29 protein-coding genes and 1 riboswitch are annotated in these 26,117 nt (G+C 71.7%); of the genes, 14 read left to right on the top strand and 15 right to left on the bottom strand.

Annotated features, from left to right (window positions below; translation table 11 throughout):
• Positions 1-41: 41 nt before the first annotated feature.
• Entirely contained in the window at positions 42-800 is a 759-nt protein-coding gene (locus AB0K00_RS29285; RefSeq protein ID WP_363526391.1) for an SDR family oxidoreductase, read from the top strand.
• Positions 801-859: 59 nt separating this feature from the next.
• Here AB0K00_RS29285 and AB0K00_RS29280 read toward each other — a convergent pair whose 3' ends face one another.
• The 4 genes from AB0K00_RS29280 to AB0K00_RS29265 all read right to left on the bottom strand — a co-directional run bounded on the left by AB0K00_RS29280 (position 860) and on the right by AB0K00_RS29265 (position 4,531).
• Positions 860-1,657 carry an SAM-dependent methyltransferase gene (locus AB0K00_RS29280; protein WP_363526388.1) on the bottom strand — a complete coding sequence of 266 codons (798 nt, stop codon included), beginning with the start codon at positions 1,655-1,657 and terminating at the stop codon, positions 860-862.
• A gap of 81 nt (positions 1,658-1,738) precedes the next feature.
• Entirely contained in the window at positions 1,739-2,779 is a 1,041-nt protein-coding gene (locus AB0K00_RS29275; protein ID WP_363526673.1) for a CU044_5270 family protein, read from the bottom strand.
• Between the two features lie 5 nt (positions 2,780-2,784).
• Entirely contained in the window at positions 2,785-3,387 is a 603-nt protein-coding gene (locus AB0K00_RS29270) for an RNA polymerase sigma factor (protein ID WP_363526385.1), read from the bottom strand.
• A gap of 139 nt (positions 3,388-3,526) precedes the next feature.
• Positions 3,527-4,531 (bottom strand): aldo/keto reductase, encoded by a 1,005-nt coding sequence (locus tag AB0K00_RS29265; RefSeq protein WP_363526382.1) that lies wholly within the window; start codon positions 4,529-4,531, stop codon positions 3,527-3,529.
• Positions 4,532-4,624: 93 nt separating this feature from the next.
• Between AB0K00_RS29265 and AB0K00_RS29260 the strand changes: the two genes are divergently transcribed.
• Positions 4,625-5,371 carry a zf-HC2 domain-containing protein gene (locus AB0K00_RS29260; RefSeq protein ID WP_363526379.1) on the top strand — a complete coding sequence of 249 codons (747 nt, stop codon included), beginning with the start codon at positions 4,625-4,627 and terminating at the stop codon, positions 5,369-5,371.
• On the opposite strand, the gene cobF is transcribed toward AB0K00_RS29260, so the two are convergent.
• Positions 5,368-6,114, bottom strand: coding sequence for a precorrin-6A synthase (deacetylating) (cobF, locus tag AB0K00_RS29255; RefSeq protein ID WP_363526376.1), 747 nt, complete (start codon positions 6,112-6,114; stop codon positions 5,368-5,370). The two genes, AB0K00_RS29260 and cobF, sit on opposite strands and share 4 nt — an antisense overlap.
• A gap of 46 nt (positions 6,115-6,160) precedes the next feature.
• On the opposite strand from cobF, the gene AB0K00_RS29250 reads away from it, so the two are divergent.
• Positions 6,161-7,129, top strand: coding sequence for a methyltransferase domain-containing protein (locus tag AB0K00_RS29250; RefSeq protein WP_363526374.1), 969 nt, complete (start codon positions 6,161-6,163; stop codon positions 7,127-7,129).
• 97 nt (positions 7,130-7,226) lie between these two features.
• Here the strand turns inward: AB0K00_RS29250 and AB0K00_RS29245 are convergent, their stop codons facing one another.
• The 4 genes from AB0K00_RS29245 to AB0K00_RS29230 form a co-directional block, all read right to left on the bottom strand.
• Entirely contained in the window at positions 7,227-7,721 is a 495-nt protein-coding gene (locus AB0K00_RS29245) for a hypothetical protein (RefSeq protein ID WP_363526372.1), read from the bottom strand.
• Between the two features lie 89 nt (positions 7,722-7,810).
• A complete protein-coding gene (locus AB0K00_RS29240) occupies positions 7,811-8,539 on the bottom strand; it encodes a histidine phosphatase family protein (protein WP_363526369.1) in 729 nt (242 codons plus the stop codon).
• 830 nt (positions 8,540-9,369) lie between these two features.
• Positions 9,370-10,173, bottom strand: coding sequence for a TIGR03943 family protein (locus AB0K00_RS29235; RefSeq protein WP_363526366.1), 804 nt, complete (start codon positions 10,171-10,173; stop codon positions 9,370-9,372).
• Entirely contained in the window at positions 10,170-11,165 is a 996-nt protein-coding gene (locus AB0K00_RS29230; protein WP_363526363.1) for a permease, read from the bottom strand. Before AB0K00_RS29230 ends, AB0K00_RS29235 begins: the two co-directional genes overlap by 4 nt.
• Positions 11,166-11,207: 42 nt before the next feature.
• On the opposite strand from AB0K00_RS29230, the gene AB0K00_RS29225 reads away from it, so the two are divergent.
• A complete protein-coding gene (locus AB0K00_RS29225) occupies positions 11,208-11,687 on the top strand; it encodes an XdhC family protein (protein WP_363526361.1) in 480 nt (159 codons plus the stop codon).
• Here the strand turns inward: AB0K00_RS29225 and AB0K00_RS29220 are convergent.
• The 3 genes from AB0K00_RS29220 to AB0K00_RS29210 all read right to left on the bottom strand — a co-directional run bounded on the left by AB0K00_RS29220 (position 11,684) and on the right by AB0K00_RS29210 (position 14,073).
• Positions 11,684-13,066, bottom strand: a complete 1,383-nt coding sequence (locus AB0K00_RS29220) for a glycine--tRNA ligase (protein WP_363526358.1) — start codon at positions 13,064-13,066, stop codon at positions 11,684-11,686. The two genes, AB0K00_RS29225 and AB0K00_RS29220, sit on opposite strands and share 4 nt — an antisense overlap.
• A gap of 155 nt (positions 13,067-13,221) precedes the next feature.
• Positions 13,222-13,716 carry a hypothetical protein gene (locus AB0K00_RS29215; RefSeq protein ID WP_363526355.1) on the bottom strand — a complete coding sequence of 165 codons (495 nt, stop codon included), beginning with the start codon at positions 13,714-13,716 and terminating at the stop codon, positions 13,222-13,224.
• A gap of 30 nt (positions 13,717-13,746) precedes the next feature.
• On the bottom strand, positions 13,747-14,073 hold the full coding sequence (locus AB0K00_RS29210) for an antibiotic biosynthesis monooxygenase (RefSeq protein WP_363526353.1): 327 nt from the start codon (positions 14,071-14,073) through the stop codon (positions 13,747-13,749).
• Positions 14,074-14,108: 35 nt separating this feature from the next.
• Here AB0K00_RS29210 and AB0K00_RS29205 point away from each other — a divergent pair, with 35 nt between their 5' ends.
• The 5 genes from AB0K00_RS29205 (at position 14,109) to AB0K00_RS29185 (ending at position 17,055) form a co-directional block, all read left to right on the top strand.
• Positions 14,109-14,357 carry a DUF6703 family protein gene (locus tag AB0K00_RS29205; RefSeq protein ID WP_363526350.1) on the top strand — a complete coding sequence of 83 codons (249 nt, stop codon included), beginning with the start codon at positions 14,109-14,111 and terminating at the stop codon, positions 14,355-14,357.
• Positions 14,358-14,396: 39 nt separating this feature from the next.
• Complete coding sequence (locus AB0K00_RS29200; RefSeq protein WP_363526347.1) at positions 14,397-15,152, top strand: metal ABC transporter ATP-binding protein; 756 nt, start codon at positions 14,397-14,399, stop codon at positions 15,150-15,152.
• Positions 15,149-16,039 carry a metal ABC transporter permease gene (locus AB0K00_RS29195; protein ID WP_363526344.1) on the top strand — a complete coding sequence of 297 codons (891 nt, stop codon included), beginning with the start codon at positions 15,149-15,151 and terminating at the stop codon, positions 16,037-16,039. Before AB0K00_RS29200 ends, AB0K00_RS29195 begins: the two co-directional genes overlap by 4 nt.
• Positions 16,040-16,059: 20 nt before the next feature.
• The gene (locus AB0K00_RS29190; RefSeq protein ID WP_363526341.1) at positions 16,060-16,356 is read left to right on the top strand and encodes a metalloregulator ArsR/SmtB family transcription factor; all 297 of its coding nucleotides are present in this window, start codon (positions 16,060-16,062) and stop codon (positions 16,354-16,356) included.
• Positions 16,357-16,458: 102 nt separating this feature from the next.
• Positions 16,459-17,055 carry a hypothetical protein gene (locus AB0K00_RS29185; protein ID WP_363526338.1) on the top strand — a complete coding sequence of 199 codons (597 nt, stop codon included), beginning with the start codon at positions 16,459-16,461 and terminating at the stop codon, positions 17,053-17,055.
• A 211-nt stretch (positions 17,056-17,266) separates the two neighbouring features.
• Here AB0K00_RS29185 and AB0K00_RS29180 read toward each other — a convergent pair whose 3' ends face one another.
• The gene (locus tag AB0K00_RS29180) at positions 17,267-19,189 is read right to left on the bottom strand and encodes an acyl-CoA dehydrogenase family protein (protein ID WP_363526335.1); all 1,923 of its coding nucleotides are present in this window, start codon (positions 19,187-19,189) and stop codon (positions 17,267-17,269) included.
• Positions 19,190-19,349: 160 nt separating this feature from the next.
• Positions 19,350-19,468, top strand: a riboswitch (TPP riboswitch).
• A gap of 77 nt (positions 19,469-19,545) precedes the next feature.
• Here AB0K00_RS29180 and AB0K00_RS29175 point away from each other — a divergent pair.
• The 5 genes from AB0K00_RS29175 to AB0K00_RS29155 all read left to right on the top strand — a co-directional run bounded on the left by AB0K00_RS29175 (position 19,546) and on the right by AB0K00_RS29155 (position 24,424).
• Complete coding sequence (locus AB0K00_RS29175; RefSeq protein WP_363526332.1) at positions 19,546-20,112, top strand: ECF transporter S component; 567 nt, start codon at positions 19,546-19,548, stop codon at positions 20,110-20,112.
• A 28-nt stretch (positions 20,113-20,140) separates the two neighbouring features.
• On the top strand, positions 20,141-21,442 hold the full coding sequence (locus AB0K00_RS29170; protein ID WP_363526330.1) for an ABC transporter ATP-binding protein: 1,302 nt from the start codon (positions 20,141-20,143) through the stop codon (positions 21,440-21,442).
• Between the two features lie 38 nt (positions 21,443-21,480).
• On the top strand, positions 21,481-22,242 hold the full coding sequence (locus AB0K00_RS29165) for an energy-coupling factor transporter transmembrane component T (protein WP_363526670.1): 762 nt from the start codon (positions 21,481-21,483) through the stop codon (positions 22,240-22,242).
• A 77-nt stretch (positions 22,243-22,319) separates the two neighbouring features.
• On the top strand, positions 22,320-24,044 hold the full coding sequence (locus AB0K00_RS29160; RefSeq protein ID WP_363526327.1) for a PHP domain-containing protein: 1,725 nt from the start codon (positions 22,320-22,322) through the stop codon (positions 24,042-24,044).
• Positions 24,044-24,424 carry a hypothetical protein gene (locus tag AB0K00_RS29155; protein ID WP_363526324.1) on the top strand — a complete coding sequence of 127 codons (381 nt, stop codon included), beginning with the start codon at positions 24,044-24,046 and terminating at the stop codon, positions 24,422-24,424. The genes AB0K00_RS29160 and AB0K00_RS29155 overlap by 1 nt, the downstream gene beginning before the upstream one ends.
• A 108-nt stretch (positions 24,425-24,532) precedes the next feature.
• On the opposite strand, the gene AB0K00_RS29150 is transcribed toward AB0K00_RS29155, so the two are convergent.
• Both AB0K00_RS29150 and recO read right to left on the bottom strand, forming a co-directional pair.
• Entirely contained in the window at positions 24,533-25,336 is an 804-nt protein-coding gene (locus AB0K00_RS29150) for an isoprenyl transferase (protein WP_363526321.1), read from the bottom strand.
• Entirely contained in the window at positions 25,333-26,115 is a 783-nt protein-coding gene (gene recO, locus AB0K00_RS29145; protein WP_363526318.1) for a DNA repair protein RecO, read from the bottom strand. The genes AB0K00_RS29150 and recO overlap by 4 nt, the downstream gene beginning before the upstream one ends.
• Positions 26,116-26,117: the final 2 nt, after the last annotated feature.

The raw sequence follows: 26,117 nt of genomic DNA, 5'->3' as shown, positions 1-26,117 counted from the left end.
GGTGTCGCCGGCCGGTGCGCACCGCGGCGAGCATTGCAGACATGACCACACCTGCGGACAAGCGAGGCACCGTCATCGTCACGGGTGCGAGCCGGGGCATCGGCGCCGCGATCGCCGAGCGGCTCGCCATGGACGGGTACGGCGTGGTGGTGAACTACGCCGCGGACGCCGGCGGCGCCGAGGCGGTGGCCAACGGCATCCGCTCACGGGGCGGGCGGGCCATGACCGTGCAGGCAGATGTGGCGGAACCCGAGCAGGTCACCGGGATGTTCGAGCGGGCGCGGCAGGAGATGGGGCCGCTGACCGCCCTGGTCAACAACGCCGGGATGCTCGGTGAGCCGGCCCGGATCGCGGACCGGGGCGCGCAGGAGCTGCAGCACCTCATGATGGTCAACGTCGTCGGGGCGATGCTCTGCGCCAAGCACGCCGTGCGGGCGATGTCCACGGCGTACGGCGGCAACGGCGGCTCCATCGTCAACGTCGCGTCGGTCGCGGCGCGGACGGGTGGGCTGCCGGGCTCGGTGCCGTACGCGGCCACGAAGGGCGCCCTGGTGACGTTCACCCAGGGACTGTCGAACGAGGTCGCCCCCGAGGGGATCCGGGTCAACAGCGTGTCACCGGGCATCATCGCCACGGACGCGATCGCGGCGGTGCCGGACGCGGCGCAGGAAGCGGTCGCGCGCAGCCCGCTGGGCCGGATGGGCCGGCCCGACGAGGTCGCCTCGACCGTGTCGTGGCTGGTGTCGCCGGCGGCGTCGTTCGTCACCGGCAGCGACGTCACCGTCTCCGGCGGCCGCTGAACGGGTGCCCGCCGGCCGGCCGCGCCGGTGATGCGGTCACGGTTTCGCCGGTGATGCGGTCACGGTTTGCGGCCCACCGCGGCGTAGATGGCGACCTCGGCCGGGGTGGCGTCCGGGTAGGAGCCACGCCAGTCGCTGACCGCCACGACGCCCGGTGGCACCAGGTCCAGGCCGTCGAAGAAGGCGCCGAACTGCGCCGCGGTGCGCGCGTAGCCGTCGGTACGGCCGGCGGCGAACATCGCCCGGTACGCGGCGGCGCCCGCCTCGTCGGCGAAGTCGACGGTGGCGTTCGTGGCGACCAGGTAGCTGCCGGACGGCAACGCGGACAGCAGGGTCCGCACGATCGGCAGGGCGGCCTCGTCGGTGTGGATGAAGTGCAGGATGGCCACCAGCAGCAGGGCGACGGGACGGTCCAGGTCGAGGGTGGCCCGCAGCTCGGGGTGCCCCAGGATCGCGGCCGGGTCGCGCAGGTCCGCCTCCAGATACGCCGTCTTGCCCTCGGGGGTACCGGTGAGCAGCGCCCGCGCGTGGGTGAGCACGATCGGGTCGTTGTCGACGTAGACGACGCGGGCCGTCGGGTCGGCGCGCTGCGCGAGCTCGTGGGTGTTGTCCGGGACGGGCAGGCCGGTGCCGATGTCGAGGAACTGGCGGATGCCGGCCTCCTCGGCCAGGAACCGCACGGCACGGCGGAGGAAGGCCCGGTTGGCCAGCACCGCCGTCCGCACGGTCGGGAACGCGGCGGCGATCTCGTCGCCGGACGCGCGGTCGGCGGCGAAGTGGTCCTTGCCGCCGAGCCAGTAGTTGTAGCGGCGAGCCGGGTGCGGCACCGATGTGTCGATCCGGTCCTGTCCGGTCACAACGAACTCCCCCTCGCGACACGGCGTCGTGGTGACGCTCAGGTTAGTCGATATGTCCGCACCCGTCCCGCCCTTACCGGGTCACGCGCAGGGCTGCTGCTTCGGGCCGAGCGCCGCCGGCGGCGTCTCGTCCGTCACCGTCACCGACAGCTGGGCGGTCGCCGCCAGCTGGGTGCCGGCCGGCGCCCCGGCCGTGGCCGCGTCGACGACGACGGCGCGCGAGCCGAGGTATCCGAACGTGGCCGAGTCGAAGATCAGCTCGAAACGGAGACCCTGGGTGGTGCTGACGTAACCGACCGCGATGCCGTCGCGGCCGGCGGCGTCCTTCGTGTCGCCGACCAGCTGGGCGCCGGGGACGAGCTTCAACGCCTGAAACACCGCCGTGTGCTGGGCCGCGGGCATCGCGGCGGCGGCCAGTTCGGTGCCGGCCTTCCACAGGTAGTAGTTCTTGTCGGCGCCGCCGCCGGGGAACTTCCTGAAGTAGGTCAGCATGCCCTGTGCGTCGGCCGGCAAGGTGCCGTAGAACGCGTAGTCCTGCCTGATCTCGCCGCCCTTCGCCGGGCAGAGCACGTTGGTGTTCACCGTGCCGGCCGCGGGCACGCCCGCCGGGACGGGCCGGCCCGGGAACGGCAGCGGCTCCAGGTTCTCGGCCCGGATCGCACCCGGCTTCGTGTTGTCCGCGGAGATCCAGGTGGTCCGTTTCACCCGGTACAGGTAGCGGCCGTCGTCACCGGCGAACGCCTGGTCCTGCACGATCGACTCGGTGACCACGAACTGCCCCGGGCCGGGCGTGACCACTGGGGCGGCCGCGGCGAGGTCGAGCACCTCGGCGACGGAGACCGGCTTCAGCCTGACCGCCGGCGACGAGGCGCCGACCGAGGGCTGGCCGCCGGCGACCGGCGGCCGGGTCGTCACCGGGGTCGTCGAGGTCAGCAGCACCGCCACGGCCACCCCGGCCGCCGCCGTGGCAAGGCCCGCGACCGCCAGCAGCGGCCGCCGTGACCTCCTGGGCCGCGCCGTCCCTTCCCGGCGCAGCGTCGTCACGAAGGACCGTTCGGCCTCCGTCAGTACGGTGCCGGACAGCTCCGGCACCTCGCCGCGGAACTCGCGGAGTTGTCGCATGTCGTTCACAGGTCCTCCTGGATGGACGTCGGGTCCGCCCCGCCGAGTGCCGCGCGCATCCTGCTTCGAGCCCGGTTCACCCGGGACCGCACCGTTCCCACGGGCACGTCGAGCGCGACCGCGATCTCCTCGTACGTGAGGTCACCCCACGCCACCAGCAGCAGCGCGTCGCGGTACCCGGGACGCAGGCCCGCGAGCGCCGCGGCGAGCCGCTGGTTGACGGCACCCGCGCCCAGCCGGGCATCGCTGTACACCTCGAACCCCTCCGTCACCGGGTCGATGCCGGTGCGCGTCAGGGCCTTCAGCGCCCGGATCTCGGCGCGGCGCTGCCGGCCCACCAGGTTGGTGGCGATGCCGAACAGCCACGGCCGGGCGTCGAGCCGGTCGGGTGCGTAGCGGTGCCGCTGCCGGAACGCCGCGAGGAACACGTCCGCGCAGACGTCCTCCGCGAGGGACGGGCCGAGACGGCGGGTCACGTACCGTTGGATCACCGGCGCATGCCGGCGGAAGATCAGGGCGAAGAGCTCGGGCTCATCCAGGGACCGCGCGATGATCATGGCGTCGGCCACCGGTTCGGTGGCCACCACCGTCTCGGTTGGTCTGGTCATCGGACATCAGGCCTCTCGGCTGTCGGTCAGTACACCCGGTACTTGCCCGACCGCCGCGCGGCGGTTCCCGGATTTTTCAGTCCTCGACCGCAGCCGCGGTTCCCGGTTTCGGTCCTCGACCGCGGCCGCGGTTCTGTTTTCAGTCCTCGACCGCGGCCGCGGCGCCGAACACCCACGGTGTGGTCTGCGCGATGAAGTCCGCCGGGAAGCCGAGCTTGAACGCCGTCGCCTCCTCCAGGCGGGTCACGTGCTCCGCCGGCAGCTCGACGTCGAGCGCGCCGAGGTTGTCGGTGAGCTGCTCCAGCGACCTGGCGCCGACGATCGGGTGGACGGCCCGGGACCGGACCCTGGTCCACGCGAGCGCGACCCGCGCCGGGGTGACGCCCAGCTCGTCCGCGACGGCCTGCACGGCCCGCGCCACGGACAGGTCGTGCTCGGAGATCGAGGACGGGTCGAGCCGCCGGGTCGGTGAGCTGCCGCCGGTGTACTTGCCGGACAGGACCCCGTTGCCGAGCGGGCTCCACGCGGCGACGGTCATCCCGAACGACTCGGCCATCGGCAGCAGCTCCCGCTCGACGTCCCGGTTGAGCAGGCTGTAGGGCACCTGCAGGCCGGCGAACGCGGTCCAGCCGCGCCACTGCGCGAGCGTGTTGGCCTGGGACACGACCCACGCGGGCGCGTCGGAGATGCCGAGGTGCAGGACCTTCCCGGAGCGCACGGCGTCGTCAAGGGCACGCATCGTCTCCTCGACCGGCGTGTGCCGGTCCCAGATGTGCACCCAGTAGACGTCGAGGTGGTCGGTCCGCAGCCGGCGCAGGCTCGTCTCCAGGGACAGCCGCAGGTTCTTGCGGTGGTTGCCGCCGCCGTTGGGGTCGGCCGCGTCGCGGGTGACGCTGTACTTCGTGGCCAGCACGAACCGGTCCCGCCGGCCTTCCAGGAGCTCGCCGAGGATCTCCTCGCTCGCGCCGCCCCGGTAGTTGATCGCGGTGTCGATCACGTTGCCGCCCGCATCGGCGTACGCGTCGAGGATCTTGCGGCATTCTTCGATCGGCGCGCCGACGCCGCCCTGCTCGCCGAATGTCATCGCGCCCAGGAACAGCTCTGAGACGCGCAGCCCGGTGTGCCCGAACGTCCGGTACCGCATCGCAACCCCCGTGATCTCGACCGATGCCCGGCGCAATCGTAGCCACGCGGGAACTTCCCTGGCCGCGGCGGCGACTACCTGTCCGTGGAGTGCATGCGGTTCCGGGAAGCGCTGTCCGCGCGGATGGACGGCGAGGACGAGGCGGTCGCGCCGGCGCTGGTCGACGCGCACCTGTCACAGTGCGGCGCGTGCCGGCAATGGCAGGAGCAGGCGTTCGCGGCGACGAGGATGGTACGGCTGTGGCCGCTGGACACTGCTCCGCCACCGGCTGAACGCCTCCTGGCGGGCTTCGCCCCGTCGCCCCGCTTTTCGCTTCGGGGAGTGCTCAGGATGCTCACCCGGCGGCGGCTGGTGTTCTCGCTGCGGGTGCTGCTCGGCGGGTTCGGCGCGGCCCAGTTCGTGCTCGGCATCGCCCAGGCCGCGAACGCCGCGACCGCCCACGTGCACGGCGCCGGTCACGTGTTCCACGAGTCGGCCGCCTGGAACGTGGCGATCGGCGCCGGGTTCGCCTGGATCGCGACCCGGCGGGGCACCCCGGCGGGTGCGCTGCCGATGCTGACCGCGTTCGTGGCGCTGCTCGCCCTGCTGTCCGCCAACGACCTGCTCGCCGGGGCGGTGGAGACGCAACGGCTGGTGAGCCACGGGTTCGTCCTGGCCGGGTATGCGATCGTGGTCGCCCTGTCCCGGCCCGCCCTCGACCCGGGCCGCCCACCCGCCGACCGGCAACGCCCCTCGCACCGGTGGGGCCGCCCACCGGCCCTCGACCTTCTCGAGGAACCGCCGGCTCCGGCCCCGCTGCGCCTGATCCAGGGCCAGGCACACGCCAACCGGGCCGCCTAGACCCGGCGCAGCAGGTACGTGTCCATGATCCAGCCCTTGCGGGCGCGGGCCTCGCGGCGGACCGCGTCGATCTCGTCGAGGACCTTGCCGAGCCGGCCGGCGACGAGCAGCTCGTCCGGGGTGCCGAGGTATGCGCCCCAGTAGATGTCGACGTCCTCGTCGCGGTACGCGCGGCAGGCGAGGTCCGCGTCGAGCATGACGACGACGTCGTCGCAGCCGTCGGGCCAGCCGGCGGCGAGGCGGCGCCCGGTGGTGATGTGGACCGGCCCGGCGACCCGGTTCAGCATGATCCGGTGCCGGGCGGTGAGCGCCTGGACGCTGGTGATGCCGGGGATGACCTCATAGTCGACGGCCACGTTGCCGCGGGCGGCGATGGTGTCGAGGATGCGGATCGTGCCGTCGTACAGCGCCGGATCCCCCCAGGCGAGGATGCCGAAGACACCGTCCTCGGCGAGGATCGCTTCCTCGATCAGCCTGGCCCGTTCGTCGCGCCAGTCCCGCACGGCGCCCTCGTAGTCCGCGGCGGTCCGGTCGCGAGGCGGGTCGGCGATGACCACCGTCCGGAACGGCCGCCGCGTGGCGAACCGCTCGCAGATCGCCCGGCGCGCCTCGGTCAGGTCCGCGGTCGTCTCCCCCTTGTCCAGGACGAGGAACACGTCGACGGCGTTCATGGCCTCGACCGCCTGCATGGTGACGTGGTCCGGGTCGCCCGCGCCGATTCCGATGATCAGTACCTTTCGCACCGGCCCATGATGTCAGGCGGCCCGGGCGCTTCTGCATGATGGACCGATGACACAGGACCGGTGGGACGAGGTCATGACGCTGCTCGTGGAGGCGATCCCGGCCGGCTCCGCGGCGGTGGTCGTCGACGGCACCGATGCGGACACCGCCGGCCAGGTGGCCGACCGGCTCGCGCTCGCGCTGCGCTCGGCGGGCCGCCTGTCGACCCGCTTGCCGTCCGCTGCCGGTGCGGTGCTGGTCGCCGCCGGGCCCGACGCGCGGGACACCCCACCGGACGGCGGGTGGGACGTCGTCATCTGGTTGCGTACGTCACGCCGGCAGCACGCCGCCGACGGTGCGAGGGGCGACACCGCGGACGTCGTCATCGACCTGTACGACCCCGACTGGCCGGTGATCCGGCACCTCGCGCCCCGGCTCCTGCCGCACGACCGGTGGCACCTCGCGGAGTCCCGGGCGTTCTTCGGGGTCCGCGCCGCCACCTGGGACGCGAAGTTCGGCGACGACCTGCCCGCGTACGCCGCCGCCGTCGAGGCCGCCGCCCTGCCGCCGGGCGGGGTCGTCGTCGACGCCGGCTGCGGCACCGGCCGCGCCCTGCCCGCGCTGCGCGCCGCGGTCGGCCCGGCCGGGACGGTCATCGGGCTGGACCACACGCCGCAGATGCTCGCCAAGGCCCGCGAGAAGGGCAACGGCGGGCTCGTCCTCGCCGACGCGGGCCGCCTGCCGTTCGCGGACGGCAGCGTCGACGCCGTGTTCGCCGCTGGGCTCGTCATGCACCTGCCGGACCCGGTCGGCGGGCTCCGCGAGCTCGCCCGGGTCACCAGGACGGGCGGGCGGCTGGTGCTCTTCCACCCGACGGGCCGGGCCGCGCTCGCCGCCCGGCACGGCCGGGTCCTACGCCCGGACGAGCCGCTGGCCGAGGGCCCGCTGACCGATGCGGCAGCCCGGTCCGGCTGGCGGCTCACCGGCTACGAGGACGCCCCCGACCGCTTCCTGGCCCTGGCCGACCGTACGCCCTGACGGCTTCGCGGCTTCGCGGCTTCCGGGCTTCGCGGCTTCCGGGCTTCGCGGCTTCCGGGCTTCGGCGGGTTCGGGGCTTCGGCGGGTTCGCGGGGTTTCAGCGTCCCAGGGTCGACTCGCGGCTGGCCGCGAGCAGCCCGCGGCCGACCAGGAACGCCCTGGCCTCGGCGGCCTCCGCCCGTGGCAGCTGCGTCCACGGCAGCACCAGGGGGTTGATCCCGGCGACCGTCACCACCCAGAACTCGGGCGTCTCCCGCACCGCCTGCACGGACTCCCAGCGGTACCCGACGTTGAGGCTCCTGGTGTGCGCCTGCACGTCGACGTCGGTCAGCTCGTAGGTCGCCGTCTCGCCGAGGATGCCGGTCCTGGCCTGCGACGCGGCCCGCGACACCAGCCACGGGAAGCACAGCAGCCCGGCCCCGAGCGCCACCGGCGCCGCACCCGACGGAACGTCATTGACGAACATCACCACGCCGATCGCGGCGACGACCGCGCCGAGGATGTACAGGCGCAGCAGCTTGCCGCCCATCGTCGTCTGGATGGCACGGCGGGCACGGGCCTGGTCCGGCTCGACCGTGAAGCTGATATGCATCGTTCTCCCCCCGTCGCCGCGCACACCGTACACCTGTGTGCGCCGTGGGACGGGGTGCGGTCGCCGCCCCGGGGCCGGGACGGGACGGGTCAGATACCGTCGGTGGCCGAGCCAACCGTCCAGTAGACGCGGTTGTAGTCCTCCAGCTCGAGCTGCTCACCGGAGGCCGCGACCCGATACGTCGTCACGCCGCAGTTGGCCGGCGTCTGCCCCTCCGGCCAGCGCTGCGCCTGCTGGTAACCCCACCGCTCCAGCAGGAACCTGAAGCAGCGCAACGTCCCCCCGTGCGTGACGACCATGATCTTCTGCCCGGCCCGGTCGCGGAACAGCGTGTCCAGGAACGTGTGGACCCGCCCGGTCACGTCAGCGAGGCTCTCCCCGCCCGGCGGCCGCGCCATGAACCCGCCGAACGTCTGCCAGTACTCGTTCAGCCACGGGAACGCCGCCTCGGCCTCGGCGGTCGTCATGTCATAGGCGAACCCGGGGTCCCGCTCGCGCACGAAGATGTTGGTGCGCACCCGCATCCGTTCACGCTCCTGCGGCGTGTACGCCCCGAGCACGCCCTCGGCGGTCTGCACCGTCCGCGCGTAGCCGCTCGTGTAGACGTAGTCGAACACCCCGAACCGCTCCCGGATCGCGTGCCCGGTCTGCTCCGCCTGCTTGTGCCCGTCGGCCGTCAGGTCGATGAGATGGTCGGGCACCCCACGCACCACCTGCCGGGCCGCGTCGTCGGCGAAGTAGACGCTGCCCTTCTTCGCATGGTTGCGAGCCGACTCGGCATGCCGGACGAGCACCAGAAGTGCCGGACGCTTGGTCACCTGTCTCCTCCTCAGCGGCCTGCGGCCAGAAAGCGGCAAGGCTTCACGCCCTCGACTGTCGCACTCCCATGCTCGCGCCGCCGCCCCAGGCCGACCGTGCGGCGCATGCCTGTTTCGCGCCGAACGCGAGGCCGCCGCCGCGGAACACCGCGACGCTGGACGCCGCCGGGGTGCCGCACCTCACACCCCTCATGATCGATACTGCCGCTGCTCATGCTGAACCGCCGCCCGACCGCCGAACTGCCCGAGGCCAGGCCATCCCGTGCCCCGTGCCCCGTGGCGAGCGCTGCGGGTTCGCACACAACGCGCGCCTCCTGCCGGGGGGAAACCCGATCCTGCCGTCGGCCCGCTTCCCCGTTCCCGGACCGCGCGGACCGCCGGGTCCGGGCCGCCGCCGGATTCAGGCCGCGCAGCCGGGTCCGAGCCGCGCAGCCAAGTCCGGACCGCGCCAACACCGCCGGGTTCGGACCGTGCAGCCAGGTCCGAGCCGCGCAGCCGGATTCGGACCGCGCCACCAGGTCCGAGCCGCGCCACCAGGTCCGAGCCGCGCCAACACCGCCGGGTTCGGACCGTGCAGCCAAGTCCCAGCCGCGCAGCCGGATTCGGACCGCGCCGCCAGGTCCGAGCCGCGCCAACACCGCCGGGTTCGGACCGTGCAGCCAGGTCCGAGCCGCGCAGCCAAGTCCCAGCCGCGCAGCCGGGTCCGAGCCGCGCCGCCAGGTCCGAGCCGCGCCAACGCCGCCGGGTCGGACCGTGCAGCCAGGTCCGGGCCGCGCAGCCGGGTCCGAGCCGCGCCAACGCCTACGAGAAACCGGTCCGGGTCGCGCGGGCTACGACTCGTATTGCTCGGCCGGCGTCTGGATCAACGTGACCTCGGCAACCTCGATGAACGGGATCGTCTCCGCGTTGACGGTGTCCTTCACCTGCCGGCCCGTGTAACCACCGGTGACCCGCAGCCACTGCTCCTCGGCGAGGCCGTCGGGCAGTTGCCCGGCCAGCGCCACCTTGACCGGCCGGGCGTCGGCGGCGCAGCAGCTGACCATCATGCGGGCCAGCAGCCAGGTGCCCTCCGGTCCCCGCATCGCGAAACCGGTGAGCTCGATGCGGCGCTCCCCCAGCGACACCCCGCGGTCGAAGACGGCCCTGGACGCGTAGTCGAGCATGGTCAGCCTGATCGGGTCGCCGGCCGGCAGCGGCGCGAAGTCGGACTTCTCGACCAGCGCCGACCCGGACCGCCCGGCCGCATACGACCCGAGCGCCGGCGGCGCGACCAGCAGCAGGCCGAGCACCGGGGCGAGCAGCAGCCACGCGACCTTCGGCCCCCCGGGTCCATGCCCGTGCCCGTCGTCGCCGCCATCAGCCGGACCGGCAACATGCCCGTCGTGCCCGTCGTCGTGCTCATCGGGCCCGTGCGGACCAGCGCCGTCCGCGTGCACACCGGCCAGGGTGGGGCGGGCGGGGCGCAACTCGTACCAGAGGGAGAAGAGACCGGCGACGACCAGGATCGCCCCGGCAAGGATCAGATATGGCTGGAGTCCCGGCTTGACGTAGTTGAGGTATTGGTCGGTGAGGCTGGCGCGCAGCACCGCACCACCGACGAGCAGCAGGATGACGGCCTGCGCCTGCCTGTTCACAACAGCACCGTCCCGACCACCGCGGACACCCCGATCGCGAGCACGAACGTCGCCGGCGCGAACCGCAGCGCGAACCCGCGCCCGAAGATGCCGGCCTGCATGGCGAAGAGCTTCAGGTCGATCATCGGACCGACGACCATGAACGCCAGCCGGGCGGTCATGGAGAACTGGGTCAGCGACGCGGCGACGAACGCGTCGGCCTCCGAGCAGATGGACAGCAGCACGGCGAGCAGGCCCAGCACCACGACCGCGATCACCGGGTCGGCGGCGAGGTGCGTCAGCCACGACTTCGGCACGACGACGGCGATGACGGCGGCCGACGCGGCGCCGATGACCAGGAACCCGCCGGCGTGCAGCACGTCGTGCCGGACGCTGGCCCAGAACGCCGGCCACTTCTCCATCCCGTCGAGGTGCGACCGCGACGGCATCTTGAGCCAGCTGCCCTTGCCGAACGCCTGCCACAGCCAGCCCATCAGGCACGCGACGACGAGGCTGGCCAGGGCCCTGGCGACGACGACCCGCGGCTGGCCGGGGAACGCGACCGCGGTCGAGACCAGCACGATCGGGTTGACCGCCGGCGAGGCGAGCAGGAACGCGAACGCGGCCGCCGGGGTCACACCACGGCGGACCAGGGCGCCGGCGACCGGCACCGACGCGCATTCGCAGCCGGGCAGCACGACCCCGGCGACGCTCGCGGTCGGCACGGCGAGCGCCGGGTGCTTCGGCAGCGCCTTGGCGAAGAACGACGGCGGCACGAACACCGCGATGATCCCCGACAGCACGACCCCGAACACCAGGAACGGAATCGCCTGGGTCATCACGGAGACGAACACCGTCAGCCAGGTCTGCAGCACGGGCGCCGACAGCGAGTCGGTGAGGGGCCCCCGGAGCAGCACCACCACCACGAGCAGCGCGGCGAGCACTTCGACCGAGCCGATCCTCCGCCGCGGTTTGGCGGCGGCCGGCGGGTCCGACTGCTGGGTCAACGTCACGTCTGGGGGCTACCGTTCCGGTATGACAGTTCGGCGAAGCGCATGACCACGCCACCGGAATTCGACGCGGCCTGCGCGCTCGCGCACGGCACCGTCCAGCCCGCCGCCGACGGCCGGGCCGTGGTGGCGGTGTTCGACTCGCCGGTGGCCGCGCACCTGCTGCACTTCGCGGCGACCCTCGGCTACCGGGTCGCGCTCGCCGACCCGGATCTGACCGGGGTGGCCGTCGACGCGGAGACCGACGTCGTCGTCACCGACCACGACCGCCCCGAGCTGGGCCTCGTGCTGCGCGACGCCCTCACGACGCCGGCCCGCTGGATCGGGGTGATGGGCAGCCCCAGGCACGCCGGCCCGCACGTCGAAGCCCTGCGGGGCCTCGGCGTGAGCGAGGACGAGATCGCCCGGGTGCACCGCCCGATCGGGCTGAACATCGGCTCGAAGACGCCGGCGGAGATCGCGCTCGCGACCCTCGCCGGCCTCCTCGCGGACCGGAACGGACGACCGGGCGGAACGGCCTTCTAGCAGCCGGGCAGCCGCTCGATCAGGTACGTCTCGACCTGGTCCAGCGACACCCGCTCCTGCGTCATCGTGTCCCGGTCACGCACCGTCACGGCGTTGTCGTTGAGCGTCTCGAAGTCGACCGTCAGGCAGTAGGGCGTGCCGATCTCGTCCTGGCGCCGGTACCGCCGGCCGATGCCCTGCGCGTCGTCGAAGTCGACGGTCCACCGCTTGCGCAGCTGCTTGGCCAGGTCACGGGCCTTCGGCGACAGGTCCGCGTTGCGCGACAGCGGCAGCACCGCCGCCTTGACCGGTGCGAGCCGCTTGTCGAAGCGCATGACGGTGCGCTTGTCGACGCTGCCGCTGGTGTTCGGCGCCTCGTCCTCGTCATACGCCTCGAGCAGGAACGCGAGGACCGCGCGGGTGAGACCGGCGGCGGGCTCGATGACGTAGGGAACCCAGCGCTCCTTCTTCTCCTGGTCGAAGTAGGACAGGTCGACACCGGAGTGCTTGGAGTGCGTGGTCAGGTCGAAGTCGGTGCGGTTGGCGATGCCTTCGAGCTCGGAGAACTCCTGGCCGCCGAAGCGGAAGCGGTACTCGATGTCGACGGTGCGCTTCGAGTAGTGCGACAGCTTCTCCTTCGGGTGCTCGTAGAAGCGGAGGTTGTCGGCGGACAGGCCGAGGTCGAGATACCAGTTCCAGCGCTCCTGGAGCCAGTACTCGTGCGCCTCCTCGTCCTTGCCGGGCTCGACGAAGTACTCCATCTCCATCTGCTCGAACTCGCGCGTGCGGAAGATGAAGTTGCCGGGGGTGATCTCGTTGCGGAAGCTCTTGCCGACCTGCGCGATGCCGAACGGCGGCTTCTTGCGGGCGGCGCCCTCGATGTTCTTGTAGTTGATGAAGATGCCCTGCGCGGTCTCGGGCCGCAGGTAATGCAGGCCCTCGTCGTTCTCCACCGCGCCGAGGTAGGTCTTCATCAGGCCGTTGAACATGCGCGGCTCGCTGAACGTGCCCTTGTTGCCGCAGTTGGGGCAGTTGATCTCGGCGAGGGCGAAGGGCTTGCCCTCGCCATGCTTCTCGACGAACGCCTCTTCGAGGTGGTCCGCGCGGAACCGCTTGTGGCAGGACGCGCACTCGGTCAGCGGGTCGACGAACGCGTCGACGTGACCGGAGGCGACCCACACGTCGCGGGAGAGGATGACGGCGGAGTCCAGGCCGACGATGTCGTCACGCTGCTGGACCATGGTGCGCCACCACTGCCGGCGCACGTTGTCCTTGAGCTCGACGCCCAGGGGGCCGTAGTCCCAGGCGGAGCGGGTGCCCCCGTAGATCTCGCTGGACGGGAAGACAAAGCCGCGGCGCTTCGCGAGGCTGACGACTGAATCAATGCGATCTGCGGCCATGGTTCCTCCTCGGCCTCACGGCGACTGGCTGTCGGCAAGGCGGGTGTCGGGTGCTGAAGGTCGGTCAGGACGGGCAAACCGTCAACGTCCACATCGACGCTACGGTTACGCCCGAACGAGCCGCACCAGATTATCCGCAGGGTTACGCGGCGCGATCAGTCGACCCCTCCGCAGATCACCCACCGGGTCGTCTGCTGCAGCATGGTGAATGTCATCAGGACCTCGCCCTGTCCCCGGCGCTCGACCGTCGCCGGGACCTGCACGAGGTTCACGTCGACCTCGTCCTCGTGCACGGTGAAACTGGTGACCTCGGAGCCGCGGTAGTGCTGGTCATACCAGCCGACGGTGTGGATGCGCTGCTGCTCCGGGCACAGCTGGTTGCGGGCGGTCTCATAGTCCTGTGCGCGCAGCGCAGTCAGGTAGTCGTCGACGACGCTGGACAGCTGCGAGCGGGCGACGCCTTCGAGGCCGCCGAGCAGGAACCCGCCGCCGAGCGCCCCGCCGACGCAGCACAGGACGAGCACGAGCCCGCCGATGCCGAGGCCGATCCACAGGCCGCGCAGGTCCCGGTCACGGGGCGGCGCCGCGAACGGCGTCACCACACCGGGGCCGGGCGGCGGCGCCGGCACCTCGGTCGGCGAGGGCATCATGCCCCCAACATTAGCCAACTACCCGGTCACCTATGCACGGTCGCTCGCGGTGACGGTGAGCGCACCGCCGGGGGCCACCTCGGCGAGCTCCTCGAACGCGGACGGCTCGTCGAGGGACTGGGCGAGCAGCGGCGTGGCGTACATCTTCACGTCGAAGGCCGACAGCGCCCGCCGGTAGGCACCCACCGACTGCCATTCGGTGACGATGCTCCAGTGCGTCGGGTCGTCGTACGCGCGGGCCAGCCGGCCACGGAGATACCCTGGGCAGGCCGCGAGGGCGCCGAGCGCGGTGTGCGCGCGTTCCGCGAATCCTTCGTCGGCGCCGTCGTCCAGCACGAACCTTGTCACGACCAGCATGCCGCGAGCATACGGACCCGAGGAGCCCACCCGAGATGACCCAGCGTGTTCTGACCCGGCTGGGCCGGATCAGCCCGACGTCCGCGTTCCTCGGCGTCGGCGTGCTCGTGTTCGTGGCGCTGGTCCTCCCGGGCCCGGTGGGTGGCCTGGTGCTGCTCGCCGTGGCCGCCGGCGCCGGGTGGCTGCTCGCCCAGACGTGGCGGCTGCATCCGGCGCGGGCCCGGGTGATACGGCTGGCGATCCTGGGGCTCGTCGTGCTGCTGGCGGTCATGAAGCTCACCTGAAGTTGACAACGATTCCCATTATCAGGCACGCTCGGCAGCGTGGTACTTGAGGTGGACCGGGCCGTCGTCGCCTACGACGGGCGGCCGGTGCTCGACGGCGTGTCGCTGCGGGTCGACGTGGGCGAGGTCGTGGCGATCCTCGGCGCCAACGGATCCGGCAAGTCCACCCTGGTGAAGTCGGCGCTGGGTCTGGTACCGCTCACGAAAGGCGAGGTCCGCCTCTTCGGCACCCCGCTCAAGCGGTTCCGGTCGTGGCACCGGCTCGGCTACGTCCCGCAGCGCGTCGGCGCAGGCAGTGGCGTCCCGGCCACCGTGGGCGAGGTCGTCGCCGAGGGCCGCCTCGCGCGGCGGGGCTTCCTGCGCTTCCCGTCCGGCGCCGACCGGCGCGCGGTCGAGGAGGCGCTCACCGCCGTCGGCCTCGCCGACCGCGCCCGGGAGCCCGTGTCGGTGCTGTCCGGCGGGCAGCAGCAGCGGGTCCTCATCGCCCGCGCCCTCGCCGGCGCGCCCGAGCTGCTGGTCCTGGACGAGCCCACGGCCGGTGTCGACGCCGCCAGCCAGGAGGCGTTCGCCGCCTGCCTGCACCATTTCGTCGGTCAGGGCGGCACCGTGGTCTTCGTGGCACACGAGCTCGGCCCGCTGCGCCCTCTGATCACCCGCGCGGTCGTCGTGCACCACGGCGAGATCATCCACGACGGGGCACCCCCGGAGCCGGCCGACCACCACGCCGAACCCGGCCACGACCACGTCCACCCCCACGCCGCCGTCGAGGCGCCCGGCCTCCTGGGCAGCGCATGAGCATCTTCGCGTACGACTTCATGATCCGAGCCCTGGTCGGTGCGCTGATCACCGGTGCGTCGGCCCCCGCCATCGGCATCTACCTCGTGCAGCGGCGGCTGTCACTCATCGGCGACGGCCTCGGCCACGTGGCGCTCACCGGCGTCGGGTTCGGCCTGCTGCTGCACCAGTCCCCCGTGATCATGGCGGTGGTCGCGGCCGCCCTCGGCGCCGTCGTCATCGAACTGGTCCGCGAACGCGGCAAGACCTCCGGCGACGTCGCCCTCGCCATGCTCTTCTACGGCGGCATCTCCGGCGGCGTCATCCTCGTGAACCTTTCGGACGAGCAGAGCAACCGCAGCCTCGTCACGTACCTCTTCGGCTCACCGCTCACCACGAGCCGGCAGGACCTGACGATCATGCTCATCCTCGGCTGCGCGGTGCTCGCCGTGGCCGTCCTGCTCCGCCCGTGGCTCTTCGCCGTCTGCCACGACGAGGAGTACGCGCGGGTCTCCGGCCTGCCGGTCCGCGCCCTCAACCTCGTCCTCGCCGTGACGACCGCCGTCACCGTCACCGTCGCCATGCGGGCCGTCGGCCTGCTGCTGGTCAGCGCCCTCATGGTGGTGCCGGTCGCGACGGCGCAGCAGATCACCCGCGGCTTCAAGATGACGATGCTCGTCGCGGTATTGCTCGGCCTCACCGTCTCCGGCGGCGGCATCTGGATCTCCACCGTCGCCGACACCGGCCCCGGCGCGACCGTGGTCCTCCTCGCGATCGCCGGCTTCTTCACCGTCACCGTCGGCCTTTCCACGTGGCGCGCGATCCGCCGCCGGGCCCGCCCTCAGCCACCGGCGCCGGACCGCACCAAACCCGAGGTGGTGCTTGACCGTGTGGACCATGGTTACTGACAACGGTTACCGTTGCGCATATGTCGAGCATTGAGGGTTACGAAGCGGCCGGCGAGCTGTTGCGTGCCCTCGCCGCCCCGCTGCGCATTCGCATCGTGACCGAACTCGCCGACGGCCCCCGCTGCGTCCACGAGCTCGTCGACACCCTCGGCGCCCCGCAGCCGCTCGTCTCCCAGCACCTGCGGGTCCTGCGCGGCGCGGGCGTCGTGCGGGGCTCCCGCCGTGGTCGGGAGATCGCGTACGCGCTGACCGACGACCACATCGCCCACATCGTCGCCGACGCCGTCTCCCACGCCCGCGAGTCACCGTCCAGTTGACCTTGGAGACTTTGACTCGTTCTGGCGCGTCAAAGTCTCCAAGGTCAACCCGGCGCACTGTCACACAGTGCGGGCACAGGTTGGGTACGTCAGGCTTGAGCGGTGAAGCTCTATGCCGACCGTGCCCCCACCGCCCTGCGGCAGTTCCTCACCGACGTGTTCGTGGTCGTGTGGGTCTATGTCTGGGTCAGGCTGGGAATGACGCTGTTCGACCTCATCCAGAAGTTGGCGGTGCCCGGGCAGAAGCTCGAGGGCGCCGGGAACGGGCTCGCCGACAACCTCAAGGGGGCCGGCGACAAGATCAATGGCGTGCCGGGCGTGCCTGACTCGGTCGCCGCCCCGTTCAACAGCGCGGCGGACGCGGCGAGGTCGCTCGCCGACGCGGGCCGCCAGCAGCAGGAGATCGTCAACGACCTGGCCTGGGTACTGTCGGTGATGCTGGTCGGGATCACGGTCGCCATGGTCGTGCTCGTGTGGCTGCCGTTGCGGATCCGGTGGATGCGGCGGGCCGGCTCGGCGACGAAGCTGCGCAACGCGACCGCGGGCCGGGACCTGCTGGCGCTGCGGGCGCTGGCAACGCAGCCGCTGGGCAAGCTGGTGAAGATCGACCCGGAGATCGCGGCACTGTGGCGCAAGGGCGACAAGCAGGCGGTCGAGGCACTCGCCAGCCTGGAACTCCGCAGCCTCGGCCTGCGGTAGCGAAGCAGCCGCGGCGTGCGGCAGCGAAGCAGCCGCAGTCGGCGGCAGCGAGGCAGCCGCGGCCTGTGGTAGCGAGCGGTGGCCCCACCGGAACCCGGCGGGGCCACCCATGTTCAGCTGGGTAAACTACGGTTGGTAGTGGTGTCGGAGATCAATTAGATCCGGTCGGGTAGTGTCAGAAGCAGCCCGCGACACGCACACCACAACGACCTCAGAAGCGGCGGCGGACGTCCTCGGCGGCCGACTCGCCAGGTTCCCAGGAGGCCAGCCAGGGCCCCGCGGGCGCGGGCGGGATGATGCCCTCCTCCAGGGACAGGTAGCGCCCGGCGATGACCCGCTTCGCGGCCGCGGTCTCGATCGCGTCGACGTTGTCCCACAGGTCGCGGAACAGCGCCTCGGCGCGCAGGGTCGCCTGCCGGCAGAACAGGTCGGCGAGCTCGATCCCCTCGGGCCGGCCGTCCTGCTCGCTGCGGGCCTTGACGCAGGCCGCGGACATCGCGAAGAGCTCCGCGCCGATGTCGACGATCCGGCCGAGGAAGCCCTGCTTGTGTTCGAGCTTGCCCTGCCAGCGGGCCATGCCGTAGAAGGTTTCGCGGGCCAGGCGGCGCGAGGATCGTTCGACGTAGCGCAGGTGCTGAGCCAGAGAGCCGAAGGCGCTGAAGCCGGACGGCAGCTGGCCCTTGCCGGTGACCAGGGTCGGCAGCCACTTGGCGTAGAAGCCGCCGGCCTTGCCCGCCGCCTTGGCCTTCGCGCCGAGGCGGGCGTCGGGGTCGATGATGTCGCCGGCGACCGAGAGGTGGGCGTCGACGGCCTCGCGGGCGATGGCGAGGTGCATGATCTCGGTCGAGCCCTCGAAGATGCGGTTGATCCGCAGGTCGCGGAGGATCTGCTCGGCGGGGATCGGGCGTTCGCCGCGGGCGGCGAGGGACTCGGCGGTCTCGTAGCCGCGGCCGCCGCGGATCTGGACGAGTTCGTCGGCGACCTTCCAGGCCAGCTCGCTCGCGTAGAGCTTCACGAGCGCCGCCTCGATGCGGATGTCGTTGCGGTCGTCGTCGGCGAGGCGGCAGGAGATCTCCAGCATCGCCTCCATGCCGTACGTGGAGCCGGCGATGAACGCGATCTTCTTCGCGATGGCCTCGTAGGTGCCGATCGGGCGGCCCATCTGGACGCGTTCGGCGGCCCATTCGCGGGCGACGTTGAGGCACCACTTGCCGGCGCCGACGCACATCGCCGGCAGCGACAGCCGGCCGGTGTTCAGGGTGCTGAGCGCGATCCGCAGGCCCTGGCCCTCGCCGCCGATGACGTTGGCGGCGGGCACCCGTACGTCGTGGAAGCGGGTCACGCTGTTCTCCAGGCCGCGCAGGCCCATGAACGTGTTGCGCCGCTCGATCGTCACTCCCGGGGCGTCGCCCTCGACCACGAACGCCGTGATGCCCCCACGGTGGCCGTCGCTGCGCGGTACCAGCGCCATCACGACGAACAGGGTGGCCAGGGTCCCGTTGGTGGCCCACAGCTTGACCCCGTTGAGCAGGTAGTCGCCGTCCTCGGTGGGGACGGCCGAGGTGCGCAGATTCGCCGGGTAGGAGCCGACCTCGGGCTCGGTCAGCAGGAACGCCGACACCTCGCCGCCGGCGAGCCTGGGCAGGAACTTCTCCTTCTGCTCGTCGGTGCCGACGAGCTTCAGCGGCTGCGGCACCCCGATCGACTGGTGCGCCGACAGCAGCGCGCCGATCGACGGGTTGACGGAGCCGACGAGGGCCAGGGCCCGGCAGTAGTCGAGGTTCGACAGGCCGAGGCCGCCGTACTTCGGGTCGATCTTCATGCCGAAGGCGCCGATCGAGCCCAGCGACCGGAGCACCTCGTCGGGAATGTGCGCGTCGCGTTCGATCTGCTGGCCGTCGACCCCGGCGAGATACCCGCGCAGCTTCTCGCGGAACTCCTGCCCTTCCGAGGCACGCGTGTCGGCGGGCGGTGGGTCGATCAGGTCGAGGCGGAAGCGGCCGAGGAACAGCTCCTTGCCGAAGCTCGGCTTGCGCCATTCCGTCTCGCGGTTGGCTTCGATGACTTTCCGGGCCTGTCGTTCCGTGTGAACCGAAGCGTCAGCGTGCGACGAAGCGTCGGCAACCTGCGTCATGCGGCACCCCCAGGTGTCAGTCCTGTCACACCAGGTTATTACCCGCGGGTAGCGCAGGCTATGCCCGGAACAAGACGATCACCGGCCGTGGTCGGCCGTGATTTTGACGACCAGACACTCCAAGTCAACATCCTTCACTGTTACCGTCGGGAAACAACTGCACATCCGACAGGGGAGCGCACAGCGCTGAGAGTGCGGCGGCCGACAGAGGACGGCCGACGCAGACCCTCGAACCTGATCTGGGTAATGCCAGCGCAGGGAGCTCGGTCACCTCACGCAAGACGCCACGTCCAGGTAACCCGGGGCGTGGCGTCGCGTCTCCTTCTGGCTCACCCCCGAACCAGGAGGCACTTGCAATGGAAACCCGCTGGCGGACCGTCGACATCATCGTCGCTTCGGTCATCGCGGTGGCGTTCGCCGCCGTGTTCTACGCGTGGAACAACCTGTGGAACGCGATGGACAGCGTCGCGCTGCCGTGGCGTGCCTTCATCTACGGTGTGTGGCTGATCCCGGGCGTGCTCGGCCCGCTGGTCATCCGCAAGCCCGGCGCCGGGCTCTACACCGAGTTCGTCGCGGCGCTGGTCTCGGCCCTGTTCGGCTCGACCTGGGGTCTCGGCGTGCTGCTGTCCGGTCTGGTACAGGGTGTCGGCGGCGAGTTCGGCTTCGCCTTCACGGGGTACCGCAGCTTCAAGCTCGGCAACGCCCTCGTCGCGGGTGCCCTCGCCGGCGGCGGCGCGGCGCTGCTGGACCTCAACGTGTACTACGGCGCGTTCAGCAACACCGACAAGGCCCTGTACGCGGCGATCGTCATGGCCAGCGGCGCGGTCGTCGCCGGTGCCGGCTCGTGGGCGCTGCAGCGGTCCCTGGCCACGACCGGTGTGCTGGACCGGTTCCCGTCGGGCCGCGAACGGGCAACTGTCTGAGACGCGGACCGGCAACTGTCGAAGCGCCGTGAGCACGGTCGAGTTCAAGGGTTTCGGGTGGCGGCACGCCGGGCGTAAGGCCTGGGCGGTCCGCCACTTCGACCTGCGGATCGAGCACGGTGAGCGGGTGCTGCTCGCGGGTGCCTCCGGCGCCGGCAAGAGCACCCTGCTCGCCGCCCTCGCCGGCCTGCTCGCCGAGGACTCCGGCGAGCAGGAGGGTGCGGTCCTCGTCGACGGCATGCCGGCCCGGCAGGCGAGGGCAGGCACGGGGATCGTGTTCCAGGATCCCCAGACGCAGCTGGTCATGAGCCGCTGCGGCGACGACGTCGCGTTCGGCCTGGAGAACCGGGGCGTGCCGCGGGCCGAGATCTGGCCGCGGGTCGACGCCGCGCTTGCCGCCGTCGGGTTCCCGTACGGCCGGGACCGCGACACGGCGGCGCTGTCCGGTGGTGAGCAGCAGCGGCTCGCCATCGCCGGGGTGCTCGTGTCGCAGCCGAAGCTGCTCCTGCTGGACGAGCCGACCGCGAATCTCGATCCCGACGGTGCGCAGCTGGTACGGGCGGCGCTCGGCAAGGCCCTGCACGACGTCGACGCCACGATGATCCTGGTCGAGCACCGGCTCGAGGAGGCGTTGACGCTGGTCGACCGGGTGGTGACCCTCGGCGCGGAGCAGCCGCCGCTGGTCGTGCCGGACCGCAGGGCCCGCACGGGCCCCGGCGACGTGCTGCTGACCACCGAGCGGCTGGCGTTGCGGCACACGGGCAACGTGGTCGACGAGGTGGTGCGCGCCGGCGAGGCGCTCGTCGTCGAAGGCCCCAACGGGGCGGGCAAGTCGACCCTGGCGCTGCTGCTCGGCGGCCTGACGAAACCGGCGAAGCCGGGAAGGGTGATCGCGAGCGGCGAGCGGCGCCCGCCGCACCGCTGGCGGGCCGCGAAGCTCGCCGCGAAGATCGGCTCGGTGTTCCAGAACCCGGAGCACCAGTTCGTCACCGCGACCGTCCGCGGTGAGCTGCTGCTCGGCGGCGGCAGCGCCAAGGTCGTCGACGAGCTGCTGAGCCGGCTGCGCCTCGACCGGCTGGCGCTGGCGAACCCGTACACCTTGAGCGGCGGCGAACAACGCCGGCTCAGCGTCGCGACGGCCCTGGCCGCGGCGCCGGAGCTGCTGGTCCTCGACGAGCCCACGTTCGGGCAGGACCCGCTGACGTGGCGGGAGCTCGTCGACCTCCTGGCAGACCTGCGCGACGAGGGACGCGGCCTGGTCATCGTCACCCACGACCGGCAGCTCACCGAGGCGCTCGGCGACCGGCGGCTCAGGCTGGAGCGCCAGTGAAGGCGAAGGCGCCGGTGAAGGCGGCGACGACGGTCACGGTGAAGGCGAAGGCAAAGGCGCCGGTGACCGGCTGGATCCGGGACCGGGACGCGACCGCGAAGCTGCTCGCGGCGGCGCTGCTCACCGCCGCCGTGCTCAGCACCGTCGACCCGTTCGTCACCGCTGTCGCCATCGGCGTCGAGCTGGCGCTGCTGCCGCTGACCGGGCTGACGCCGCGCGAGCTCTGGCGGCGCGGCTGGCCGCTGCTGCTGTCCGCGACCGTCGTGCTGGTCTTCACGGTGCTGCTCGGCGCGAAGGAGGGGCCGGTCGTCGGCACCGTCGCCGGGTTCGAGGTGCACGGGCCGGCACTCGGGTACGCGCTGCGGCTGATCGCGATCGGGCTGCCCGGGTTCGTGGTGTTCGCGACCATCGACCCGACGGACCTCGCCGACTCCCTGATCGCGCACCTGAAGGTCCCGCCGCGGTTCGCGATCGGTGCCCTGGCCGCGTTCCGGCTGGTGCCGCTGCTCGCCGAGGAGTACCGGCTGATCCTGCTCGCCCGCCGGGCCCGTGGCATCGACGGCGGCTGGAACCCCGTCGCGCACCTGCGGCTGTTCGCATCGGCGACGTTCGGGTTGCTGGTCGGCGCGATCCGGCGCGGGATCCGGCTGGCGACCGCGATGGAGGCCCGGGGCTTCGACCGCGGGCTGCCGCGCAGCAGTGCCCGGGAAGCCCGTTTTGGCTGGTCCGACGGATCGGTGGTGCTCGTTGGAGCGACCCTCGCGGCAGCATTGATCTTGCTGAAGTTCGTGCATACATAGCCACGTCGCTACCTGATGTTCGTTCAGGCGGTCGAGATTCCGGGGTGAGGACCATCGACCTGAACGGAGCCCCACACATGGGCCACGGCCACCATCACCACCACGAGGACATGCCGCTCGGCGGCGGCGACGTCCCCGCGGTGTTCGACGCCTCGATCCCCGACAGCGAGCTCTCCCCCGGCGACGTCTCCCGCCGAGGCTTCCTCCGCCGCGCCGGCCTGCTCGGTGCCGCGGCGGCGGCCGGTGGCGCGCTCGCCAACGCCGGTGTCGCGCACGCGCACGGCGACGACGACGACCACGCCGGCTTCGACGGCTACGACCGGCACGGTCACGGCCGCCCGCTCGGCAACGGCTACAAGTGGCTCGCCGGCGACCACCACATCCACACCCAGTTCTCCAGCGACGGCATGTACCGGGTCGGCGACCACGTGAAGCACGCCTCCGCGTACGGCCTGGACTGGATGGTCATCACCGACCACGGCAGCGTCCAGCACGCCAAGATCGGCGTCGAGAAGGTCAACCCGGGCATCCGCGACGCCCGCGACGACTACAAGGACATGCTGGTCTTCCAGGGCCTGGAGTGGAACATCCCGGCCGCCGAGCACGGCACCGTCTTCGTGCACCCCGGTGCCAACGAGGTCGCGGTGCTGAAGGAGTTCGAGAACACCTTCGACGGCTCGGCCGTCGGCGCGGTCGACCCGTCCCTGGTCACCGAGGCGCTCGCCATCGCCGGCATCAAGTTCCTCGGCGACCAGGTCACGAAGCGCCGGGTCCAGGACGCGTTGTTCCTGGCCAACCACCCGGCCCGCAACGGCATCGACTCGCCGCACGAGATCCGCGGCTGGCGTGACGCCAACCCGCGCATCGCGATCGGCTTCGAGGGCGCCCCCGGCCACCAGGCCGCCGGCATCGCGAAGCCCAACGGCGGCGGCTCGGCCCGCGGCTTCTACGGCAACGCGCCCGGCGCCGCGTCGTTCCCCGGCTACCCGCTGGAGAGCTACCGCACCTGGGGCGGCTTCGACTGGATGACCTCCACCGTCGGCGGCCTGTGGGACAGCCTCCTCGCCGAGGGCAAGGCGTGGTGGATCAGCGCGAACTCGGACTCCCACGTCGTCTACGAGGAGACCGCGAAGCGCCCCGACAACTCCGACTTCAACACCAACGGGTTCCACTCGGACCCGGTGTACGGGCAGCCGACCAGCCTCACCCCCGGCGACTTCTGGCCCGGCTACTACAGCCGCACCCACGTCGGCTCGCGCAGCTTCAGCTACGCGTCCGTCATGGACGGCCTGCGTGCCGGCCGGGTCTGGGTCGACCACGGCGGCCTGATCAGCGGCCTGGACGTGCAGGTCCGCGCCAAGGGCAACGGCGGCGGTGTCACCCTCGGTGACTCGCTCGTGGTCCGTCGCGGTCAGCGCGCCGAGCTCGTCATCAAGATCAACCTGGCGAACACGCCGAACTGGGCGAACTTCGTGCCGACCCTTGCCCGGGTCGACGTGATCAAGGGTGCCGTGACCGGCGTCGTGGCCGACAAGGACACGCTGCAGGCCCCGAACACCAAGGTCGTCAAGTCGTTCGAGGTCAACAAGTCGACGGGCACCGTGTCGTTCACCTACGACCTCGGCCCGGTCGACCAGCCGTTCTACGTCCGCCTGCGCGGCACCGACGGCAACCGCTCCGCCCCCGGCTACCTCGGCGCGGCGATCGACCCGGTGGGCCCGGCGATCGACGTCGTCGGCGACGCCGACCCGTGGAAGGACCTCTGGTTCTACGCGAACCCGATCTGGGTCCTGCCCCGGTAATGGGATTTCCCGACGTCAAGGCGGCCGACCACCACATCCTGGTGGGCGGCCGCCCCGCGTTCACGTACTTCGAGGCCGGTCAGGTCTCGGTCGGCTATGACGGCACCCCGCCCGAGGGCGCCCGCGCCGTGCTCTTCGCCGGCTGGGAGAAGCTCACCGGCGTGGTGGCGGTGTCAGCGGTCCTGGCCGATTCCGCGATCGAGAAGGTCGTCATCCTCGGCGGGCTGACCGCGGTGCCGGAGATGCTGATCGACACGGGCGACTTCGTGCGGCCGATCTGGCGCGGCGGCGTGTTGACGCTGGTCACCCAGTTCGGCCGGGGAGGCGTCCTGACCCCGTTCGAGGCCCAGTCGCAGATCCCCTGCTGCCACGACCATTGAAACGCTGCCACGACCACGGACACGGCTCCCCGGTGCCGGTCGGGCTGCCTCATCCACACCGTACCCCAGACCTGCAAATTGATCTTCGGGCTCGTCACCCAACGTGATTCAGCTGGTCAGGGTCGGCACCACCGGGTTGGGGATGGCACCACCGAATCGCCGGTCGCGCTTAGCGTAAACCTCGCACGCGTACCACAGGTGCCGGCGGTCGAAGTCGGGCCACAGCGTGTCCACGGACACGAACTCCGCGTACGCGGCCTGCCAGATCATGAAGTTGCTGGTGCGCATCTCACCGGAGCTGCGCACCAGCAGGTCGACGTCCGGCAGGTCCGGCTCATCCAGGTACCGGGCGAACGTCTTCTCCGTGATCCGGTCGGGTTTGATCCGGCCGGCCTGCACGTCGGCGGCGATGCGGGCGGCGGCGTCGGCGACCTCGGCCCGGCCGCCGTAGTTGACGCACATGGTGAACGTGAGCAGGTCGTTGCGTTTGGTGAGCTCCTCGGCGTACTCGAGCTCGTTGATGACGCTGCGCCACAGCTTCGGCCGGCGTCCGGCCCAGCGCACCCGGATGCCCATCTCGTGGAACTCGTCGCGGCGGCGGTGGATCGTGTCGCGGTTGAAGTTCATCAGGAAGCGGACCTCGTCCGGTGAACGCTTCCAGTTCTCGGTGGAGAACGCGTAGGCGCTCACGTACTTGACGCCGAGCTCGAGCGCGCCCTCGATCACGTCGAAGAGGGCGGCCTCGCCTGCGGTGTGCCCGGCGGTGCGGGGCAGGCCACGCTGCTTGGCCCAGCGCCCGTTGCCGTCCATGATGATCGCCACGTGCTGCGGCACGGTCTCTTTCGGCAGCGCCGGCGGGCGGGCCCCGGTCGGGTGCTGCGACGGCGGACGGAAGTCCCTGCCTTTGCTCACGAGCTGTCCTTTCGGCCCCGGGCGGTGTCGTCCCGGTCTACGAGCGGGAGTGAGCGTAACGCCCGCTCCAGGTGCCACTGCAGATGCGCTGCGACCAGCCCGCTGGCCTCGCGCCGATGGTTGGGCTCGCTGGCGTCGGCGAGCACCCAGTCCGATTCCGAGAGCGCCGCCATGAGCTCGATCGTCGCAGGCGCCGGGTGCGACGCGCCGGGCGGGCGGCAGTCCGGGCACACCACGCCGCCGGCCGCCAGGGAGAACCCGCGGTGCGGTCCGGCGGTGCCGCACACCGCGCACTCCCGCAGCGCCAGGGCCAGGCCGGAGGCGTTCATCGCCCGCAGCAGATACGCGTCCAGGATCAGGCTGCTGCCGTGCTCGCCGAGGGCCAGGGCGCGCATCGCGCCGAGGGTCAGGTGGAACAGCCGCAGCGACGGCTCCTCCTCGACCGGCGTCAGCCGGATCGCGGTCTCCGCGATCGCGGACGCGACCGTGTAGCGCGGGTAGTCGTCGAGGAACCGCCGGCCGTACAGCTCGATGCCTTCGACCTGGCTGACCACGTCGAGGCTGCGCCCTTCGAGCAGCTGCACGTCGATGTGGCCGAACGGTTCGAGCCGGGCGCCGAACTTCGACATCGTGCGCCGGACGCCCTTCGCCACCGCGCGGACCCGGCCGTGCCGGCGGGTGAACAGGGTGATGATCCGGTCGGACTCGCCCAGTTTCTGCACCTGCAGCACGACCGCGTCGTCGCGGTACAGCTTGCCCTTGAACCCGACGCCGGACATGT

The organism is Dactylosporangium sp. NPDC049525, assembly GCF_040676755.1.
In the GTDB taxonomy this organism is placed as follows: domain Bacteria; phylum Actinomycetota; class Actinomycetes; order Mycobacteriales; family Micromonosporaceae; genus Dactylosporangium.
Note: the sequence above shows the minus strand (reverse complement) of the source record. Positions and strands in the feature narration are given on the sequence as shown.

Excerpts from the sequence above, each read along its gene's own strand:
- AB0K00_RS29245 (WP_363526372.1), bottom strand. The coding sequence starts at position 7,721 with ATGCATATCAGCTTCACGGTCGAGCCGGACCAGGCCCGTGCCCGCCGT.
- AB0K00_RS29265 (WP_363526382.1), bottom strand. The coding sequence starts at position 4,531 with ATGCGGTACCGGACGTTCGGGCACACCGGGCTGCGCGTCTCAGAGCTG.
- AB0K00_RS29210 (WP_363526353.1), bottom strand. The coding sequence starts at position 14,073 with ATGCTGGTCGTGACAAGGTTCGTGCTGGACGACGGCGCCGACGAAGGA.
- AB0K00_RS29215 (WP_363526355.1), bottom strand. The coding sequence starts at position 13,716 with ATGATGCCCTCGCCGACCGAGGTGCCGGCGCCGCCGCCCGGCCCCGGT.
- AB0K00_RS29250 (WP_363526374.1), top strand. The coding sequence starts at position 6,161 with ATGACACAGGACCGGTGGGACGAGGTCATGACGCTGCTCGTGGAGGCG.
- AB0K00_RS29285 (WP_363526391.1), top strand. The coding sequence starts at position 42 with ATGACCACACCTGCGGACAAGCGAGGCACCGTCATCGTCACGGGTGCG.
- AB0K00_RS29195 (WP_363526344.1), top strand. The coding sequence starts at position 15,149 with ATGAGCATCTTCGCGTACGACTTCATGATCCGAGCCCTGGTCGGTGCG.
- AB0K00_RS29190 (WP_363526341.1), top strand. The coding sequence starts at position 16,060 with ATGTCGAGCATTGAGGGTTACGAAGCGGCCGGCGAGCTGTTGCGTGCC.
- AB0K00_RS29220 (WP_363526358.1), bottom strand. The coding sequence starts at position 13,066 with ATGGCCGCAGATCGCATTGATTCAGTCGTCAGCCTCGCGAAGCGCCGC.
- AB0K00_RS29275 (WP_363526673.1), bottom strand. The coding sequence starts at position 2,779 with ATGCGACAACTCCGCGAGTTCCGCGGCGAGGTGCCGGAGCTGTCCGGC.
- AB0K00_RS29180 (WP_363526335.1), bottom strand. The coding sequence starts at position 19,189 with ATGACGCAGGTTGCCGACGCTTCGTCGCACGCTGACGCTTCGGTTCAC.
- AB0K00_RS29260 (WP_363526379.1), top strand. The coding sequence starts at position 4,625 with ATGCGGTTCCGGGAAGCGCTGTCCGCGCGGATGGACGGCGAGGACGAG.
- AB0K00_RS29205 (WP_363526350.1), top strand. The coding sequence starts at position 14,109 with ATGACCCAGCGTGTTCTGACCCGGCTGGGCCGGATCAGCCCGACGTCC.
- recO (WP_363526318.1), bottom strand. The coding sequence starts at position 26,115 with ATGTCCGGCGTCGGGTTCAAGGGCAAGCTGTACCGCGACGACGCGGTC.
- AB0K00_RS29225 (WP_363526361.1), top strand. The coding sequence starts at position 11,208 with ATGACCACGCCACCGGAATTCGACGCGGCCTGCGCGCTCGCGCACGGC.
- AB0K00_RS29160 (WP_363526327.1), top strand. The coding sequence starts at position 22,320 with ATGGGCCACGGCCACCATCACCACCACGAGGACATGCCGCTCGGCGGC.
- AB0K00_RS29175 (WP_363526332.1), top strand. The coding sequence starts at position 19,546 with ATGGAAACCCGCTGGCGGACCGTCGACATCATCGTCGCTTCGGTCATC.
- AB0K00_RS29155 (WP_363526324.1), top strand. The coding sequence starts at position 24,044 with ATGGGATTTCCCGACGTCAAGGCGGCCGACCACCACATCCTGGTGGGC.
- AB0K00_RS29270 (WP_363526385.1), bottom strand. The coding sequence starts at position 3,387 with ATGACCAGACCAACCGAGACGGTGGTGGCCACCGAACCGGTGGCCGAC.